Here is a 16,674-nt window from a genome sequence, read left to right as displayed (position 1 = left end):
GATCCGTTCTTCTGGAGGAGATCCCTATGGCCTGGGTCGAAGGTCGCGTCCTTGAGCGTATCGAGTGGACGCCCACCCTGTTCTCCCTGCGTGTGGCGGCCGAGCTGGCCCCCTACAAGGCGGGGCAATTCACCAAACTGGCCCTCGAGCAGGGCGAACGCCGCGTCCAGCGGGCCTACTCCTTCGTCAACCCTCCGTCTGCCCCCTATCACGAGTTCTATTTCGTCGAAATCCCCGATGGGGAACTGACTCCGTCCCTCGGCTCCCTGCAAGCGGGTGACAGCCTGCTGGTGCAATCCCTGGCGACCGGTTTTCTGACCCTGGACGAGATACCGGCCGGGCGCGATCTCTGGCTGCTCTCCACCGGCACCGCCATCGGCCCCTTCCTCTCCATGCTGGCCGACGGGGAAGCCTTCGCCCGTTTCGAGAATCTGGTGCTGGTGCACGGGGTGCGCAAGGGGGAAGAGCTGAGCTACCGGGAGCTTATCGCAGGTTTTGCTGCCCGCCACGGCGAGCGTTTTCGCTATGTGCCCTTCGTCAGCCGGGAGGAATGGCCCGAGGCGATGGCAGGACGGGTCCCGGCCGCCATCGCCGACGGTCGGCTGCAGGCGCGGGTCGGGCTGGAATTTGCCCCCGAGCTGAGTCAGGTGCTTATCTGCGGCAACCCGGCCATGGTGAAGGAGACCCAGCAGACCCTGCTGTCATTGGGGCTGGCCAAGAACCTGCGGCGGGCGCCCGGCAACATCAGTGCGGAGAACTACTGGTAGAGAAATGGACACAGGGGCCTCGGCCCCTGTGTCAGGGTAACGGGGATGACGATCAATTCTTCTTGCCGTTGCCGTTGCCGTTGCCGTTGCCGTTGCCGTTGCCTTTCTGCTTGTTGTGGCCCTGGCCCGGGTTGTTGCCGCTGTGGATGCTGCGGTTGTAGTGGTCCCGGTACTTGCCGTCCATCTTGTCACAGTTGAGCTGGATGCGGCTGTCGCCGATGCCGAGATCCAGGCAGTTATTTTGCCACCAGTCGTACTCTTTCTGATCCCAGTTGATGTCCAGCTTGATGTCGTCGGTGGAGAGTTTGACACCATCGTTGTTCTTGGAGGGGGGCGCCGCCATGGCCACGCCTTGGACGAGCAGCAGGGAGAGCAGCAGTATGGATTTGTGCATGATGACCTCGGGTGCGGAAGGATTGGTCTCAGTGTAGAAGCTGGCGCCTTAACCGGGCCGGAACCGGGCACGATGTCAGTTGGCGGGCATGTCATGCCGGCTTGCCGCGGGCGGGCAGGCGATCAGGCTAGCGGGGTTTGCAGCGGCAGACAACGGGGAGGCGCCGACAATTTGCCCAATCTGGTCGCAGCCTGTCCGTTTGTGAAGGTATCTGAGTCAATTCAAATGATTAGCCTTCATTCTGTGGCTCGGCTGACTATAATCGGCAGCCAACTTTTCCTGCATATCGCACCCCCTTCATCATGACTACACAGGCTTCTACCGTGCTGCGCTACCCCAAGGGGTGGTTCGCCTTGACCACGGTGTACAGTTTTACCGGGCTGGCCATTCTGGCCTCCATCGTCTTCTCCCTGCTGCTGTTTCTCTCCATCGACGAGAATCCCTTGATGAAGTGGCTGTTCGGCGGCCTGGCCATCATCTTCGAGCTGGGCAAGTTCTACGTCTGGTACGAGTATGGCGAGTGCAAGGCGCGGCGGGAGTTGAGCGGGGCCTTCTGGTCGCTGCTGTTCTACAGCGTACTGGCCGCCATCTCCATCGGTGGCAGCATCGGCGGCATCAACAGCGCCACCAACACCATCCTCAACCAACAGGCGCGCCATGAGCGGGAGATCGCCCGCTTCGACGAGCAGATCGCCAGCATAGAGCGGCAGATCCAGCTCAACGAGGAGGCGGCCCGCAAATATATCGAGATGGCGCGCATCTCCAGCGGCGTCAGCGGATTGCAGCAGGCCAACACCAAGCTCAGGCTGCGCCAGGACGAGTTGCGTCAGGAGCGCGACGCCAAGCCCATCAACGAGCAATCCTCCATGCTGGGACTGATGAGCAGCCTGGCGGACGGGGTGGGGATGAGCATCAGCCAGGTGCAGTTTCTGCTGGTCTGCTTCCTCTCCGTGTTGCTCGACGTGTTTGGCGCCTTCTTCGTCAGCCTGATCGGCGAGGAGAACCGCTTTCGCCGCAGCTGGCTGTGGCAGCAGGCCAGGGAGCAGACCCTGGCCCGCCAGGCGGAAGCGGCAGCCATGGTGCCCGCCGTGGTGGCCAGACCGGAACCTGAGCCAGAAGTGGTGGCTCAGGTGCGCAGCGCGCTGGAGAGCGGCGAGCTCAAGTGCAGCAAGCGGCGGGTCGCAGAGGCGCTGTCGCTGTCGCTGGAGGAGGTGGATCGGGTGTTCCAGCATCTGTTGGCCCAGGGGGTGCTGGGGCAGGGCAGCAACCGCCACTACCATCTCAGCTCGCAGGGGAGTTGATCATCAGGCCACCACACGGTGGCCTTTTTATTGCCGCGCGGGGGGGCTGTGCTAGTGGGTCAGCACCATCATCAGGCTGAGGAAGGCGGCCAGCCCGCCGCCGATGCCGATGATCCAGTAAAAGCCCTTGGCCCCCTGTTTGAGCGGGATGCGGAAGTAGAGCAGAAACGTCCACCACCCCAGGGCCAGCAACAGAGGAATAAGAAACATTCGAGCCATGGTGTCCTCGCTGTTATTCTGTTGACCCTTGATCAATCAACAGGATGGATTGTGCAATGACGCAGCTACAGATTACCGCATTCGGCGACCCCTCGGTACTTCGGCTCAACCCTTCCCTGGACAAGGTGCCAGCCGACGGCGAAGTGCGGGTGCGCATCTGCTTTGCGGGGGTCAACCCCATCGATGCCAAGACCCGGGCCGGCCTCGGCTGGGCGGCGGCCCAGAACAAGGACAAACTGCCCTGGACACCGGGCTATGACGTGGCCGGGGTGGTGGAGAAGATAGGCCCCGGCGTCACCGCGCTGGCCGAGGGGGATCGAGTGTGCGGCATGGTGGGCTTTCCCCTCGCGGCCGGCGGCTACGGCGAGTCCGTGGTGGCGCGCGAGGAGGAGCTGGTCAGGCTGGAGGATATTGGCCTCAGGCAAGGGGCGGCGCTGCCGCTGGCGGGCCTCACCGCCTGGCAGGGACTGTTTGAACACGGCGCCCTCAAGGCGGGGCAGCGGGTGCTGATCTTGGCCGGTGCCGGCGGTGTCGGCCACCTGGCGGTGCAGTTTGCCAGCGCCTATGGCGCCGAGGTGGTGGCGACGGCGAGTCGCGACAACCACAGCTTCCTGCACGGGCTGGGGGCCAGTCGGATGGTGGATTACCATGACGCAGACTGGGTAGCGCAGGTGGGTCAGGTCGATCTGGTGCTGGATCTGGTGGGTGGCGAGAGCGGCAAGGCGGCGCTTGCCTGCGTCAAGCCGGGTGGCCGGCTGGTGACGGTGCCTACCATCAGTGCCCAGCAGATCAAGGATGCCGCGGCCGGCAGCGCCATCGAGGTGCTCGGCATGCTGGTACACCCCGACCGCCAGCAGCTGAGCCAAATGCTGACCCTGCTGCGCCAGGGCGAGGTTCAGGTCACGGTCGCCGGCGAGTATGCCCTGGCCGAGGGGGCGCTGGCCCATCAGGCCATCGAGCAGGGCCACGTGCGTGGCAAGCTGTTGCTGCGCATGCCCGCCGCGGACGCTCTGGCCGGATGAACGGCATCACCGAGCTGGGGCTCGGCTGGCTGTTTCTGAGCGCCTTCACCTCCGCCACCCTGCTGCCCGGCAGCTCCGAAGTGCTGCTGGGGGCCATGGCGACCAAGGGGGAGTGGAGCATGGCCAGCCTGCTGCTGTGGGCAACGCTGGGCAACACCCTCGGCTCCATGACCACCTGGTGGCTCGGCTGGCTCGCCACCTTCAAGAAAAAACCGGAAGATTTTCAAGGCCGTGGGGAACAAAAAGCCCTCGGCTGGCTCAAACAACATGGCCACTGGTGTCTGCTGCTGGCCTGGACGCCGGTGATCGGCGATGGTCTCTGTCTGCTGGCCGGCTGGCTGCGCCTCTCCTTCTGGCGCTCTCTCATTCTCATCGGGCTCGGCAAATTGTTGCGTTATGCCCTGGTCTTTCTGCTGGCCAGGCAGATTTTCTAGCTTCACTCACGAGGTAACCGTGAACAAACTCATTCCATTAAGCATGCTTCTGGGCTTCTCCCTGCCCGTGCTGGCGGCACCCACCCTGGTGTCGGAACAGGTCAAGGAAGAGGGCAAGCTCGGCATTCCCTACCAGATGTACAAGCTGGACAACGGCCTGACCGTCATTCTGGCGCCCGACAAATCCGATCCCCTGGTGCACCTGGACGTCACCTACCACGTGGGCTCGGCCCGCGAGCAGGTGGGCAAGTCCGGTTTCGCCCACTTCTTCGAGCACATGATGTTCCAGGGCTCCAAGCATGTGGGGGATCAGGAGCACATGCGGATCATCAACGAAGCTGGCGGTGACATGAACGGCACCACCAACAAGGACCGCACCAACTACTACGAGACCGTGCCGGCCAACCAGCTGGAGAAGGTGCTCTGGCTGGAGGCCGACCGCATGGGCTTCTTGCTTGACGCGGTGAGCCAGAAGAAGTTCGAGATCCAGCGCGCCACCGTCAAGAACGAGCGGGCCCAGCGCATCGACAACCAGCCCTACGGTCTGGTGAGCGAGAAGGTGGGCGAGGCGCTCTACCCGCGCACCCATCCCTACTCCTGGCAGCCCATCGGCTACGTGGAGGATCTCGACCGGGTCGACGTCAACGACCTCAAGCAGTTCTTCCTGCGCTGGTACGGCCCCAACAACGCCACCCTGACCCTGGGCGGTGACTTCGACACCAAGCAGGCGCTGGCCTGGATTGAGCAGTATTTCGGCTCCATCCCGCGCGGCCCGGATGTGGCCGAGCCGACCCCTGCGCCCGTCACCCTGCCCGAGACCCGTTACGTGACGCTCGAGGACAAGGTGCACCTGCCGCTGCTCTACATCAGCTACCCGACCGTGTCGCTCGGCGATCCGCAGGAGCCGGCGCTCGACATGTTTGCCGATGTGCTGGGCGGCTCCGCCAGCTCCATGCTCTACCAGTCGCTGGTCAAGAGCGGCAAGGCGATTGATGCGGGCGCCTCCCACTACTGCGAGGAGCTGGCCTGTACCCTGACCGTCTACGCCTATCCCAACCCGGCGGTGGATGGCAGCCTGAAGACCCTCAAGAGCGAGGTGGACAAGGTGATCGGCGAGTTCGCCGGTCGCGGCCTCAAGCCGGAGGATCTGGAGAAGGCGATCAACAGCTATCGCGCCTCGGCCATCTGGGGTCTGGACAGCGTCTCCGGCAAGGTGAGCCAGCTCGCCATGGGTCAGGTGTTCGCCCAGGATCCCAACTATGTGTTCAAGAGCCTGGATGCTATCGGCAAGGTGACCCCAGAGCAGGTCAAGACCGCCTACGACAAGTTCATCCTGAACAAGCCGGCGGTGGTGCTGAGCGTGGTGCCCAAGGGCAAGAGCGACTGGCAGGCCGCCAAGCCCAACTTCACCCCGGCCAAACGTGAGCTGCCGGACTATGCCAAGCATGATCAGGTGCTGGCCGAGCGACCAGTGAAAGACGACTTCGATCGCAGCGTGCAGCCCAAGGCGGCCGATGCGGTGAGCGTCAAGGTGCCGGCCATCTGGCACGGCAAGCTCGACAAGGGGATCGAGATCATCGGCACCCAGAGCGACGAGATCCCCGCCGTCTCCATCATGGTCGCCCTGCCGGGCGGCATGCGGGCTGAGGGCAAGGGCGAACTGGGGCTGGCCAGCCTCACCGCCAGCATGATGGGACAGGGCTCGGTGCGTTTGACCGAGGCTCAGCTCAGCGACGAGCTGCAAAAGCTCGGCTCCAGCGTCAGCGTCTCCAGCGCCCAGTACAACAACCTGGTCACCATCAGCAGCCTGACCGACAAGCTGCCGCAGACCCTGGCGCTGGTGCGCGAGGTGTTCGAGCGGCCCGGCATGCGCGAAGCTGACTTCGAGCGGGTCAAGGCGCAGATGCTGCAAGGGATGAAGCAGAGCGAGCAGCAGCCGGAGTGGCTGGCCGGTCAGGCATTCCGCGAGCTGGTCTACGGCAAGCAGAACCGCCTCGGTCAGCCGGGTGACGGCGTGCTGGCCGACGTCGAGAAGCTGACCCTGGCGGACGTGAAGCGCTTCTATCAGAACTACTACAACCCGACCAACGCCAAGGTGGTGGTGGTGGGTGACGTGACCCAGGCCCAGGTGGAGGATCAACTCGCCTTCCTGACCCAGTGGAAGGGGGCCGAGCCCTCTCTGGGCAGCCTCAAGCCGGCGGGCGAGCAGGCCAAGCCGGGCATCTATCTGGTGGACAAGCCAGGGGCGCCCCAGTCGGTGATCCGCATCGGTCGCCGCGCCATGCCGTTCGATACCACGGGTGACTACTTCACCGCCGGGCTGATGAACTTCAACCTGGGCGGCAACTTCAACAGCCGCATCAACCTCAACCTGCGAGAAGACAAGGGCTACACCTATGGTGCCAGCTCGGGCTTCTCCGCCAACCGGGAGGCGGGTACCTTCGCCACCGGTGCCAACGTGCGGGCCGATGCGACCGTGGATGCCATCCGCCAGTTCCTCAAGGAGATGGACAACTACCGCAAGAACGGCCCGACCCCGGTCGAGCTTGCCTACATGCGCAGCGCCGTCTCCCAGCAGGATGCGCTCTCCTACGAGACCCTGGGCCAGAAGGCGGGCTTCCTGCTGCAGATGATCATGTACGACCTGAAGCCGGACTATGTGCAGGCCCAGAACAACCTGATCAAGACGGTGTCGGCCGAGACGCTCAAGGCCAGTGCGGCACGCTGGCTTGACCCGGCCGAGATGGTGATTGTGGTGGTGGGGGACAAGCAAAAGCTTGAAAAACCCTTGAAGGAGCTTCATCTTCCCATCTATCCGCTGCAGCTGCCCTGAGGGCGCTACATAATAAAGAGTGCCGCCCCCCTGTGGGGCGGCCACACATGAGCCGTGAATATGACTACGACAAGCTTGTCACTCACCGAGTTGTTGACCGCCCTGGGTTCGCCGGAACGGCTGACCGCCCTCAAGGGGATCCGGCGCGGGATCGAACGTGAATGTCTGCGCATCACCCCGGAAGGAACCCTGGCCCAGACCGATCACCCCCGCAGTCTGGGCTCGGCGCTGACCCATGCCAACATCACCACCGACTACTCGGAGAGCCTGCTGGAGTTCATCACGCCGGCCACCGACTCCATCGACAGCCTGATGGAACAGCTTGGCGATATCCACCGTCACACCATCCATCATCTCGGTGATGAGCGGATCTGGCCGCTCTCCATGCCCTGCTTCGTCGGCGACGAGGAGAACATCCGGCTGGCCCAGTACGGCAGCTCCAACATCGGCCGGATGAAGACCCTCTACCGGCAGGGGTTGAAGAACCGCTACGGCAGCCTGATGCAGGTGATCGCCGGGGTGCACTTCAACTTCTCCATGCCGGACAGTTTCTGGTGCGAGTGGCAGGAGCTGGTGTGCGAGGGGTGCTGCAGCCAGCGCTTCATCTCCGACAAGTACATGGGGCTGATCCGCAACGTCTACCGCTTCGGCTGGCTGGTGCCCTATCTGTTCGGTGCCTCGCCGGCCATCTGCGACTCCTTCCTCAAAGGGCGCAAGAGCAATCTTCCGTTCCAGAAGACCGGCAAGGGCACCCTCTACCTGCCCTACGCCACTGCGCTGCGACTGTCGGATCTGGGCTACACCAACAGCGCCCAGGCGGGGCTCAAGATCAGCCACGACAGCCTGCCGGCCTATGTCAGCAGTCTGCGTCGCGCCATCAACACCCATGATCCCGACTTCGCCAAGATCGGCGTCAAGGTGAACGGCGAGTACCGCCAGCTCAACGACAACGTGCTGCAGCTGGAGAACGAGCTGTACGCTCCGATCCGGCCCAAGCGTACCCCGCGCAGCGGCGAGAAGCCGTCGGATGCGCTGGAGCAGCGCGGCATCGAATACATCGAGCTGCGCACCGTGGATGTGAACCCCTTCACCCCGTACGGCATCGAGGTGGATCAGATCCGCTTCTTCGACCTGTTCCTGGTCTGGTGCCTGCTGCGCCCGTCCCCGGTGCTGGGCGACGAGGAGATTGCCCGCAATCGCCGCAACCAGACCAAGGTGGTGCTGGAGGGGCGTCGTCCCGGCCTCGAGCTGGAGGACGAGCAGGGCCATGCCATCGGCCTGAAGGAGTACGGCCTCAAGCTGTTCGACGAGCTGGCCGAGGTCGCCGCGCTGCTGGACCGCTGCTGCGGTCGCAACCGCTACCGCGAGACCCTGGCAATGCACCGCGAGAAGCTGCTCAATCCCGAGCTTACCTACTCCGCCCGCCTGCTCAAGCAGTTGCTGGAGAGCGGCCAGGACAACGGCTGCTTCGGCGACGAGCTGGCCAACCGCTACCGGGAAGAGATGCTGGCCGGTGAGCTGCAGTACTGGGACGAGGCCTACTTTGCCGGCGAGGCCCGCGACTCGCTGGCCAAGCAGCGGGAACGCGAGCGCAGCGACAGCCTGTCGTTCGACGACTTCCTGGCCGATTACTTCGGGACCAGCAAGACCCCGGCCTGATGACAGGCAACAAAAAAAGCCGCTCTTGAAGCGGCTTTTTTATTTCCTTGAACCCGAGCGGTATCAGACGTGGTTGTACTCAGACATGGTTATACATGGCCTCGATCTCGCTCTGGTACTTGGACTCGATGATCTTGCGGCGCAGCTTCATGGTCGGGGTCAGTTCCCCCAGCTCCATGGAGAAGGCGCTCGGCAGCAGGGTGAACTTCTTCACCTGCTCGAACTTGGCCAGCTCTTTTTGCAGATCCTGGATGCGTGCCTCGAAGAACTCCACCACCTTGGAGTGGCGCAGCAGCTCGGTCTTGCACTGGTACTGCAGGTTGATGGAGCGGGCGTACTCCTCCAGCGACTCGAAGCAGGGCACGATCAGCGCCGACACGAAGTGGCGGGCATCGGCGACGATGGCGATCTGCTCGATGAAGCGATCCTTGCCGATGGTGCCTTCCACCAGTTGCGGGGCCACGTACTTGCCGTTGGAGGTCTTCATCAGCTCCTTGAGGCGCTCGGTGAAGTAGATGTTGCCTTCGCTGTCGAGTTCGCCGGCATCGCCGGTACGCAGGAAACCATCCTCGGTCATCACCTCGGCGGTCGCGTCCGGCTTGTTGTAGTAGCCGCGCATCACGGTGGGGGAGCGCACCAGCAGTTCGTTGTTCTCACCCAGTTTCACCTCGATGCCGCAGAGCGCCGTGCCGATGGAGCCCAGCTTGAACTGGCTGTCTTCGTAGCAGCAGACGGTGGCGGTGGTCTCGGTCATGCCGTAGCCGTACTTGAGGTTGAGCCCCATGGCCTGGAAGAAGAAGTTCACCTCGTCGGCGAGGCGGGCGCCGGCCACCGGCAGGAAGCGGGTGCGGCCGCCGAAGCGGGCGCGCAGCTTGCGAAACACCAGTCGCTCGGCGAGCCAGAGCTGGCTGTAGAGCAGGGGGGAGGCGGTCTTGCCCGCCTGGCGGGTGGCGACCATCTGCTTGCCCACTTTGGTGGCCCAGCCGAACAGGGCCTGGCGCAGACGCGGCGCCTGGGCCACCCTGGCCTGGATCATGGCGTAGGCCTTCTCGTAGAGGCGCGGCACGGCGCACATCACGGTCGGCTGTACCTCGCCGATGACATCCATCACCTTCTGCGGATCGCGGATGTAGACGTTCTCGGCGCCACAATAGAGCACGTAGTAGCTCCAGGCCCGCTCGAACACGTGGCTGAGCGGCAGCATGCAGAGCGACACATCCTGCTCGTTCAGATCGAGGCGGCTGTTGTGCATCTCGAAACAGGCGGCGATGTTGGCGAAATCGAGCATGACCCCCTTGGGTTCACCCGTGGTGCCCGAGGTGTAGATCAGGGTCAGCAGGTCATCCATCCGGTACTGGCTCTCGCGCTCGCGCAGCACCTGCTCGCTGGGCTGGTGATTGCCGGAGACCAGAAACGTCTGGAAGTGGCTTGCCTGCGGGCAGCCGCGCAGGTTGACGCTGCCGTCGAGGGCGACCAGCTGGCGGATCTCGCCGCTTTCAACGAGCTGCAGCGCCTGGTCGAACTGAGGCTGCTCGCCGACGAACAGCACCTTGATGCCGGCATCTTTGACGATGTAGCGCAGCTGATCGAGCGTGCTGGTGGGGTAGATGGGGACGCTGACACCGCGGGCGGCCAGGATGCCGAGATCGGCCTGGGTCCACTCCGGCATGTTGCGGGCATAGATGCCGACCATCTCGGTGGGCTGGTGGCCGGCGCGGATCAGCGCCTGGGCACAGTAGTCCATGGCCTGTCCCAGAGTACGCCAGCCGATGGCACGCCACTGGCCATCCTGTTGTACGCGCAGGGCGGCCTTGTTGCCAAGCCGGGCGATACGCTCCCGCATCAGTCGAACCAGGTGGTGTTTCGGCATCAGTCAGACATCCTCAAGTAACAGTTGTACGCCCTAAGGGGCACTGAAAAATCGCGCTGGAGTTTAAACTCTAAGATTACAGCTTACAAGTGTTCGCCATTTGTCTTGGATCACAAAGTCGTCAATTAGGGTGAGCTTGAGGCATGATGGGGGCTGACATGCGGAGCCATTCAGGGAGGGTGAACAATGAGTGTCGGCATCAAGGGGGTGGTGACCGGGGTATTGCTGTTATTGGCGGGGGCCGGCGGCCTCTGGTTTACGCTGGGAGGCTCGGTGAGCGAGGAGGACAACCCCTGGCTGAGCGGTGCCGAGGGCTATGCGCAGGCGCAGCAGCTGGCCCTGCACAAGGGTTATCCGCTGCTCTACGTGATCGAGCGCGCCAAATGCCGGCGCTGCAAGCTGCTGGAGACCACCCTGTGGCAGTCAGCGGAGATGGCGCCGGTGCTGGCCCGGCTGGTCAAGGTGCGCCTCAACCCGGATGCGGGGGATGGCAGCGAGCACATATTGCGGCGCTTCCCGCAGGTGGCGACCCCGCCCGGCATCTATGTGCAGCAGCCGGGCGAGCCGCTCAAGCCCATCAAGATAGTGGTGGATATCCAGCAGATCTGGATGCCCGGGGTGACCTGGCAGCGCGGCTTCTTCATGCCGCTCTCCGCCGCCGGGTTCGAGGCGGTGCTGCACACCACCCAGAGCCTGCAGGATCCGGCTCTCGACAACGCGCCGCTGCTGTAGTGCTGCAGATGTAGTGCCGCAGATGTAGCGCGGCGGCCTAGCCGAAGTCGAACAGGCGGGACATCAGCACGGCATCTTCCCGATCCTGGCCGGTGCCGTAGTAGTCGGCGCGCCGGCAGTACTCGGCAAACCCCTCGCTCTCGTAGAGGCTGATGGCGGTGCTGTTGCCGGCCCGCACCTCGAGGAACCAGGCCTCGGCCTTGTTGGCCTTGCTGCGGGTGAGGTACTCCCTGAGCAGCGCCCGCCCCAGCCCCTTGCCCTGAAAGTCGGGGTGCACGCAGATGTTCATCAGCGAGCTGTCGCCCGCCACCAGATCCGAGATGTAGAAACCGGCCGGCTGGCCGTCGACCAGCAGCAGGCCGTTGAGGTAGCGCGGCCCGAAGCAGGAGAGCAGGTTGGCCTGGCTCCAGGGCTCCTTGTGGGCAGCCTGTTCGATGGGGTAGATGAGCTCGAAGTCGGTCTCGAGCAGGGGACGAAATTGCACCATGGTGGCTCCGGGTCGGGGCGGCTGAACGAAGAGAGGGTGGGGCCTGGCACTCAGCCGAGGCGCCCCTTGAGCTGCTGCCACAGCGCCCGTTTCTGGGCCGGGCTGGGCGCGAGCGGGCAGATCAGGGCCTCTGGCCAGGCGGGATCGGCCGCCTCCAGCCAGAGCAGGGGCGGGGTGTGGCCAACGGGCAGGCTGCTCAGCAGGCTGACCTCGTCGCTGCCGATGCCGAGCAGCTGGCAGAGATCCGCCAGCAGGCCGGGGGCGGGCAGCCGGCTCGCCAGGATCCAGAGCTTGCCGCTTGGCGGCTCGCTCGGCACGGCCGAGGCCGAGGCGGCCTCCTGCTCGCTTGCCGGGATCTCATTGGCCGGCGCGGGCGCAACCTGATGGCCCGCCAGCAGGGCTGGCCGGCGCAGTTGCCAGCTCGGGATGCCCATCCGGGCCAGCAGGTGTTGCCGCAGGCGACCGGATGCCTGGTCAGGTTGCTCGGGGGCGGGCTCCCGCGCCGTGGTCAGCTGCACTGGATCTTGCATGGACGATGACTCAGTCTTGATCTGCATTGATGAAAAAAGCTCTGCGCAGGGTACACTCGAACGCGTTTTGCTGCATCTTTTGCGGTATGTTTTAGCCAGGTGAGGCGGCCCGGCGCTCGGCAACCGGCCGGAGCGAGCCACAGGCGGCCTCCCGACAATCCAACAAGCAGGACAGGGAACCTTCGATTGCGTCGCGGGTGTGCCGGTTCCAGACAACCCCAGTATCGGAAGTGTGCCTATGCCACCTTTAGCATCACAGAATCTTCGTCTCGCCCCCATTCACGAGCGCCTGCCACGCCTGCTGTCGGCCCTCGGCGAAGGGCTCTACGAGCGCCAGGATGCCCTGCGGCTCGGCCTGCTGGCGGCCCTGTGCGGCGAGAGCGTGTTTCTGCTGGGCCCGCCCGGCATCGCCAAGAGCCTGATCGCGCGGCGCCTCAAGCTGGCCTTCTTCGATGCCCGCCACTTCGAATACCTGATGACCCGTTTCAGCACGCCGGAGGAGGTGTTCGGCCCCCTCTCCATTCAGGCGCTGAAGGAGGATGGCAAGTATCTGCGGCTCACCGCCGGCTACCTGCCTGAGGCCGAGGTGGTGTTCCTCGACGAAATCTGGAAGGCGGGCCCCGCCATCCTCAACACCCTGCTCACCGCCATCAACGAGCGGCAGTTTCGCAACGGCGACAGCCAGCACCCCATCCCCATGCGGCTGCTGGTGACCGCCTCCAACGAGCTGCCGGCCCCCGACAGCGGGCTGGAAGCGCTCTACGACCGCATGCTGGTGCGGATCTGGATGGACCGGGTGCAGGAGAAGGCCAACTTCCAGGCCATGCTGGCCAGCGACGGCCAATCCCACCAGAATCTGCCGCCCTCGGTGCAGATCCACGGCGAGGAGTACCTGGAGTGGCAGGAGCAGATCGACCGGATCCGGTTGCCGGACGACTGCTTCGAGCTCATCTATCAGCTGCGCCAGCAGCTCGACAGCCAGCTGGCCCACAGCTGCTATGTGTCGGATCGGCGCTGGAAGAAGGCCGTCAGGCTCATCAAGGCGAGCGCCTTTTTCAACGGCCGCGGCGAGGTAGCCCCGCTCGATCTGCTGCTGTTCAAGGATTGCCTCTGGCATGACGAGGCCTCGCGCACCGCTCTGCTGGAGATGATGACCGAGTTCTCCCGCCTCTACGGCTATCAGCAGCTGGCCATGACCCGTCAGCTGATGGGGCTGCGGGAGCAGTTCAAGCAGCTCAAACAGAGCGTGGCCCAGCGCCTGTGCTGCAAGGCCAGAAAGCGCCAGCAGTGGTTCGGGCGCCGCGCCCGCGGCATCCAGATCCCACTGGCCAATGCCCGCCCGTTCGGCAAACTGGCGCACTTCCACCTGCTCACCCCGGCGGCGCTGGATGGCGACGATCCGGAGCGGCTGGTGGAGACGCTGGTGTTCGACCGCACCCTGCTCTCCCACTGGCATCCTACCGGCGAAGCGCTGGTGGGCTGGCCACTCGGCAACCCCAAGGAGGGCCACTACGAGCTGGTGCTGGACGACGAGCTGCGCCTGCACGTGCTGGACCTGCAGCGCCAGCAAGTTCCCCTGGTGCTGGTGGAGCGCAACCCCATCCCCGAGGTGGTGATCGCCCCCTGGCAGGCCGCCCTGACCGGGCTGCTGGCAGAGGCCGGCGTGCTGGCGCAGGAGCTCAAGCGCCAGCGCAACCTGTTCGAGCGCCATCAGCAGCACCTCTTCATCGGTCGCCACTGGCTGCAGCAGGTGGAGGACAGCTTCTTCGTGCTGAACCGGGATCTGGACCAGCTGCGCGCCGACCTCAGCCACTGGCACGACCGGCTGCCGCAGCTGGACGCCTGAGCCATGGCGAGCGCGAAAGGGACTGTGGTGAGCCTGGTCGGCGGAGGTCGCCATGCTTGAGATCGGCATGATGGATCTGGGGCTGCTCATCGGCGAGGGGGAGCTGGCGGGCGAGATGGCGCTCTTGCTGGCCTCCACCCCCAAGATCTCCGAGTTCATCAAGCGCTCCCCGCTGCAGGGCAAATTGTTGCAAAAGCGGATCCGCCGCTGGAGCGAACAGCTGGGGGAGGAGATGCGCCACAAGCCGGTGCCGGTAGCGCTGGAGCAGGAGTATCGCCTCTATCAGGCCCACAAGGGGTTGCCGCTGGCCGAGCTGATGGGGCGATTGCCGGCCCTGCTGGACGGGCTGGAGCAGTACAGTCCCTTCGCCGGCGAGGCACGCAGTCTGGTGCGCCAGCTGATGGCCCATCCCACCGACAGCCAGCGCCAGCTGCTGATCGAGAAGTGGCGTACCAGCCTGGTGGGCAGCCTGCTGCAACTGCAGCAGCAGATCGCCGAGGCGGAGCGGGAGAAGCAGCGCCAGGAGATCGAAGATCAGCTGCTGGCGAGCCGTACCCTGGCCGATGCGCTCGATCCCAACCAGATCTCCGCCGGCGGGCTGTGGGATCTGGCGCAGGGCAGCTGGCACAAGCGCAGCCTGGTGCTGGTCAAGCAGTACGCCCGCATGCTGCAGCGCGAGCCGCTGCTGGCGGAGATCGCCAACCTGCTGGGGCGCAGCCAGCAGGACAACCGGGCCAACGACTCGCCGGTGCCGCCGGTGCAGGTGCACGAGCTGGAGGAGGTGCAGACCGACGACGTGCCGGACGATCTAGTGGGCATTCACCCGGCCAGCGATCTGATGCGACTGTTGCCGAGCGAGGCGGTGATGCTGGCGCTGCCGGAGCTGGAGCTGGAGTTCTACCGCCGCTATCTGGAGCGGCGCCTGCTGAGCTACCAGTCGCGTGGCACCCTGCCACGCCAGCGCATCATGCTGCGCACCCCGGAACTCGGCGGGCGGCAGCTGCAGCAGCGGGGGCCCTTCATCGTCTGCATCGACACCTCGGGCTCCATGGGGGGATACCCGGAGGAGTGCGCCAAGGCGCTGTTTCTGGCGCTGCTCAAGGTGGCGATGGACGAGAAGCGTGGTTGCTACCTGATGCTCTTCTCCACCGAGGTGGCGACCCTGGAGATCACCGCCGACACCGGGCTCGACAAGGCGGAGCGCTTCCTCTCCATGAGTTTTCACGGTGGTACCGATCTGGTGCCCTGCCTTGAGAAGGCCTTGATCAAGCTGGATGACCCCGCCTTTGCCAAGGCGGACGTGCTGGTGGTCTCCGACTTCATCGCCCAGAGCCTGCCCCACAGCCTGCTGGAGCGGATGAACCGCCAGCGCAAGCAGCAGACCCGCTTTCACGCGGTGGCCATGTCTCGCCACGCCAAACCGGCGCTGCTGCGAGTGTTCGACAACAGCTGGCTGCTCGATTGCGGCCTGCGCGGGCGCCTGCTGCGGCGCTGGCAGCGCAGCTGAGCCTGGCCGTCAGCAGCGAGGCTGGTGGCCGAGCCCCCGTTCGTTGACCTGCTCCTGATCCAGCAGCGGCTGGCCGCTCGGCTGGGAGACGTAAAAACCCCGCTTGCCGCTGCGCTTGACCCGATACATGGCCTGGTCGGCGCGGGCCAGCGCCGTACTGAAATCATCCTGCGGCCGGATCGCCGCAATCCCCATGCTCAATCCCACCGAGGCGTCGCCGTTGGGCAGCTCGAACGGGGTGGAGATGGCGTTGATGCACTGGCGGGCCAGGTGGCTGGTGCGGGGATCATCGCTGGTCCAGGGCAGCAGCAGCACGAATTCGTCGCCGCCGAGCCGCCCTATCTTCACCCCCTCCTCGCAGCAGTCGCGCAGCCGGCGGGTGAGGGCGATCAGCAGCTCGTCGCCGGCGCGATGGCCCAGGTTGTCGTTGACCTGCTTGAAGTCGTCGAGATCGATGAAGCAGATCGCCTGGTACTCCTGCGGGAACTGGCGCTGCAGCGCGGTGCGGTTGAGCAGGCCGGTGAGGGGATCCCGGTGGGCCAGCTGGGCCAGCTGCTGCTCGTACTCCTTCTCGTGGGTGATGTCGATGTGGGTGCCCATCACCCGGATGGGGTTGCCCTGTGCGTCCCGCTCCACCACCCGGCCCCGGTCCAGTACCCAGGTGGTCTTGCCATCCTTGGCGATCATCCGGTGCATCACCTGATAAAACGGGCTCTTGCCGCTCAGGTGATCGAAGAAGGCCTGCAGCACCCGCTCCCTGTCTTCCGGGTGCAGGTGTTCGCGCCAGACGTCGAAGTGAGCCGACAGCTCCTTGGGCTGGTAGCCGAGCATGGCGCCCCAGCGGCGGTTGAAGATGATGAGCTTGCCGGTGGGCACATGGTTCTGCCAGATGCACAGGCCGGTGCCGTCCATGGCGGCTTCCAGCTTCTCCCGCGCATCCTCGGCGACCCGCTTGAGCCGTTCGTTCTCCTGCAGCAGCTTGTCGTAGGCCGCCTGCAGCTCCTGGTATGTCATCAACCCGCGCTTCCCTGTAGTGGATGGCGCTTATAGTCGATGCTGATTTTCCATCTGTA

The 16,674-nt window shown here is 64.7% G+C and carries 15 protein-coding genes; 9 read left to right on the top strand and 6 right to left on the bottom strand.

Features of this window, described 5'->3' with window-relative positions; translation table 11 throughout:
• The first annotated feature begins 26 nt into the window (after positions 1–26).
• The gene (locus ACB032_RS11955; RefSeq protein WP_371138014.1) at positions 27–767 is read left to right on the top strand and encodes a ferredoxin--NADP reductase; all 741 of its coding nucleotides are present in this window, start codon (positions 27–29) and stop codon (positions 765–767) included.
• 52 nt (positions 768–819) lie between these two features.
• On the opposite strand, the gene ACB032_RS11950 is transcribed toward ACB032_RS11955, so the two are convergent.
• Entirely contained in the window at positions 820–1,161 is a 342-nt protein-coding gene (locus ACB032_RS11950; protein WP_371138013.1) for a hypothetical protein, read from the bottom strand.
• A gap of 302 nt (positions 1,162–1,463) precedes the next feature.
• Between ACB032_RS11950 and ACB032_RS11945 the strand changes: the two genes are divergently transcribed.
• Positions 1,464–2,462, top strand: coding sequence for a hypothetical protein (locus ACB032_RS11945; protein WP_039214230.1), 999 nt, complete (start codon positions 1,464–1,466; stop codon positions 2,460–2,462).
• Positions 2,463–2,513: 51 nt separating this feature from the next.
• On the opposite strand, the gene ACB032_RS11940 is transcribed toward ACB032_RS11945, so the two are convergent.
• Entirely contained in the window at positions 2,514–2,681 is a 168-nt protein-coding gene (locus ACB032_RS11940; protein ID WP_193758825.1) for a hypothetical protein, read from the bottom strand.
• Between the two features lie 56 nt (positions 2,682–2,737).
• On the opposite strand from ACB032_RS11940, the gene ACB032_RS11935 reads away from it, so the two are divergent.
• Genes ACB032_RS11935 through gshA form a run of 4 tightly spaced genes read left to right on the top strand, consistent with a single transcriptional unit; the run spans position 2,738 to position 8,629 of the window.
• A complete protein-coding gene (locus ACB032_RS11935; protein WP_051773499.1) occupies positions 2,738–3,703 on the top strand; it encodes an NADP-dependent oxidoreductase in 966 nt (321 codons plus the stop codon).
• Positions 3,700–4,137 (top strand): YqaA family protein, encoded by a 438-nt coding sequence (locus ACB032_RS11930; protein WP_029304641.1) that lies wholly within the window; start codon positions 3,700–3,702, stop codon positions 4,135–4,137. Before ACB032_RS11935 ends, ACB032_RS11930 begins: the two co-directional genes overlap by 4 nt.
• 19 nt (positions 4,138–4,156) lie before the next feature.
• The gene (locus tag ACB032_RS11925) at positions 4,157–6,970 is read left to right on the top strand and encodes a pitrilysin family protein (RefSeq protein ID WP_257703163.1); all 2,814 of its coding nucleotides are present in this window, start codon (positions 4,157–4,159) and stop codon (positions 6,968–6,970) included.
• Between the two features lie 60 nt (positions 6,971–7,030).
• Positions 7,031–8,629 carry a glutamate--cysteine ligase gene (gshA, locus tag ACB032_RS11920; protein WP_029301984.1) on the top strand — a complete coding sequence of 533 codons (1,599 nt, stop codon included), beginning with the start codon at positions 7,031–7,033 and terminating at the stop codon, positions 8,627–8,629.
• A gap of 79 nt (positions 8,630–8,708) precedes the next feature.
• Here the strand turns inward: gshA and ACB032_RS11915 are convergent, their stop codons facing one another.
• Complete coding sequence (locus ACB032_RS11915; protein WP_371138012.1) at positions 8,709–10,499, bottom strand: long-chain fatty acid--CoA ligase; 1,791 nt, start codon at positions 10,497–10,499, stop codon at positions 8,709–8,711.
• A 186-nt stretch (positions 10,500–10,685) separates the two neighbouring features.
• On the opposite strand from ACB032_RS11915, the gene ACB032_RS11910 reads away from it, so the two are divergent.
• On the top strand, positions 10,686–11,231 hold the full coding sequence (locus tag ACB032_RS11910) for a hypothetical protein (protein ID WP_371138011.1): 546 nt from the start codon (positions 10,686–10,688) through the stop codon (positions 11,229–11,231).
• Between the two features lie 37 nt (positions 11,232–11,268).
• On the opposite strand, the gene rimI is transcribed toward ACB032_RS11910, so the two are convergent.
• Together rimI and ACB032_RS11900 are read right to left on the bottom strand one after the other, a co-directional pair.
• Positions 11,269–11,718 carry a ribosomal protein S18-alanine N-acetyltransferase gene (gene rimI, locus ACB032_RS11905; protein WP_011704681.1) on the bottom strand — a complete coding sequence of 150 codons (450 nt, stop codon included), beginning with the start codon at positions 11,716–11,718 and terminating at the stop codon, positions 11,269–11,271.
• A gap of 50 nt (positions 11,719–11,768) precedes the next feature.
• A complete protein-coding gene (locus ACB032_RS11900) occupies positions 11,769–12,248 on the bottom strand; it encodes a DNA polymerase III subunit psi (RefSeq protein WP_371138010.1) in 480 nt (159 codons plus the stop codon).
• Between the two features lie 238 nt (positions 12,249–12,486).
• Here ACB032_RS11900 and ACB032_RS11895 point away from each other — a divergent pair, with 238 nt between their 5' ends.
• Both ACB032_RS11895 and viaA read left to right on the top strand, forming a co-directional pair.
• A complete protein-coding gene (locus tag ACB032_RS11895) occupies positions 12,487–14,094 on the top strand; it encodes an ATPase RavA domain-containing protein (protein WP_180807628.1) in 1,608 nt (535 codons plus the stop codon).
• Between the two features lie 52 nt (positions 14,095–14,146).
• Entirely contained in the window at positions 14,147–15,601 is a 1,455-nt protein-coding gene (gene viaA, locus ACB032_RS11890) for an ATPase RavA stimulator ViaA (RefSeq protein ID WP_016349461.1), read from the top strand.
• Positions 15,602–15,610: 9 nt separating this feature from the next.
• Here the strand turns inward: viaA and ACB032_RS11885 are convergent, their stop codons facing one another.
• The gene (locus tag ACB032_RS11885) at positions 15,611–16,615 is read right to left on the bottom strand and encodes a sensor domain-containing diguanylate cyclase (protein ID WP_043127922.1); all 1,005 of its coding nucleotides are present in this window, start codon (positions 16,613–16,615) and stop codon (positions 15,611–15,613) included.
• Between the last annotated feature and the right edge of the window lie 59 nt (positions 16,616–16,674).

Source organism: Aeromonas sp. S5(2024), assembly GCF_041403025.1.
GTDB lineage: Bacteria > Pseudomonadota > Gammaproteobacteria > Enterobacterales > Aeromonadaceae > Aeromonas > Aeromonas hydrophila.
The sequence above is the reverse complement of the archived record's forward strand: the minus strand, read 5'-3'. Positions and strand labels throughout refer to the sequence as shown.

Excerpts from the sequence above, each read along its gene's own strand:
- ACB032_RS11955 (WP_371138014.1), top strand. The coding sequence starts at position 27 with ATGGCCTGGGTCGAAGGTCGCGTCCTTGAGCGTATCGAGTGGACGCCC.
- ACB032_RS11950 (WP_371138013.1), bottom strand. The coding sequence starts at position 1,161 with ATGCACAAATCCATACTGCTGCTCTCCCTGCTGCTCGTCCAAGGCGTG.
- ACB032_RS11945 (WP_039214230.1), top strand. The coding sequence starts at position 1,464 with ATGACTACACAGGCTTCTACCGTGCTGCGCTACCCCAAGGGGTGGTTC.
- ACB032_RS11940 (WP_193758825.1), bottom strand. The coding sequence starts at position 2,681 with ATGGCTCGAATGTTTCTTATTCCTCTGTTGCTGGCCCTGGGGTGGTGG.
- ACB032_RS11935 (WP_051773499.1), top strand. The coding sequence starts at position 2,738 with ATGACGCAGCTACAGATTACCGCATTCGGCGACCCCTCGGTACTTCGG.
- ACB032_RS11930 (WP_029304641.1), top strand. The coding sequence starts at position 3,700 with ATGAACGGCATCACCGAGCTGGGGCTCGGCTGGCTGTTTCTGAGCGCC.
- gshA (WP_029301984.1), top strand. The coding sequence starts at position 7,031 with ATGACTACGACAAGCTTGTCACTCACCGAGTTGTTGACCGCCCTGGGT.
- ACB032_RS11915 (WP_371138012.1), bottom strand. The coding sequence starts at position 10,499 with ATGCCGAAACACCACCTGGTTCGACTGATGCGGGAGCGTATCGCCCGG.
- ACB032_RS11910 (WP_371138011.1), top strand. The coding sequence starts at position 10,686 with ATGAGTGTCGGCATCAAGGGGGTGGTGACCGGGGTATTGCTGTTATTG.
- rimI (WP_011704681.1), bottom strand. The coding sequence starts at position 11,718 with ATGGTGCAATTTCGTCCCCTGCTCGAGACCGACTTCGAGCTCATCTAC.
- ACB032_RS11900 (WP_371138010.1), bottom strand. The coding sequence starts at position 12,248 with ATGCAAGATCCAGTGCAGCTGACCACGGCGCGGGAGCCCGCCCCCGAG.
- ACB032_RS11895 (WP_180807628.1), top strand. The coding sequence starts at position 12,487 with ATGCCACCTTTAGCATCACAGAATCTTCGTCTCGCCCCCATTCACGAG.
- viaA (WP_016349461.1), top strand. The coding sequence starts at position 14,147 with ATGCTTGAGATCGGCATGATGGATCTGGGGCTGCTCATCGGCGAGGGG.
- ACB032_RS11885 (WP_043127922.1), bottom strand. The coding sequence starts at position 16,615 with ATGACATACCAGGAGCTGCAGGCGGCCTACGACAAGCTGCTGCAGGAG.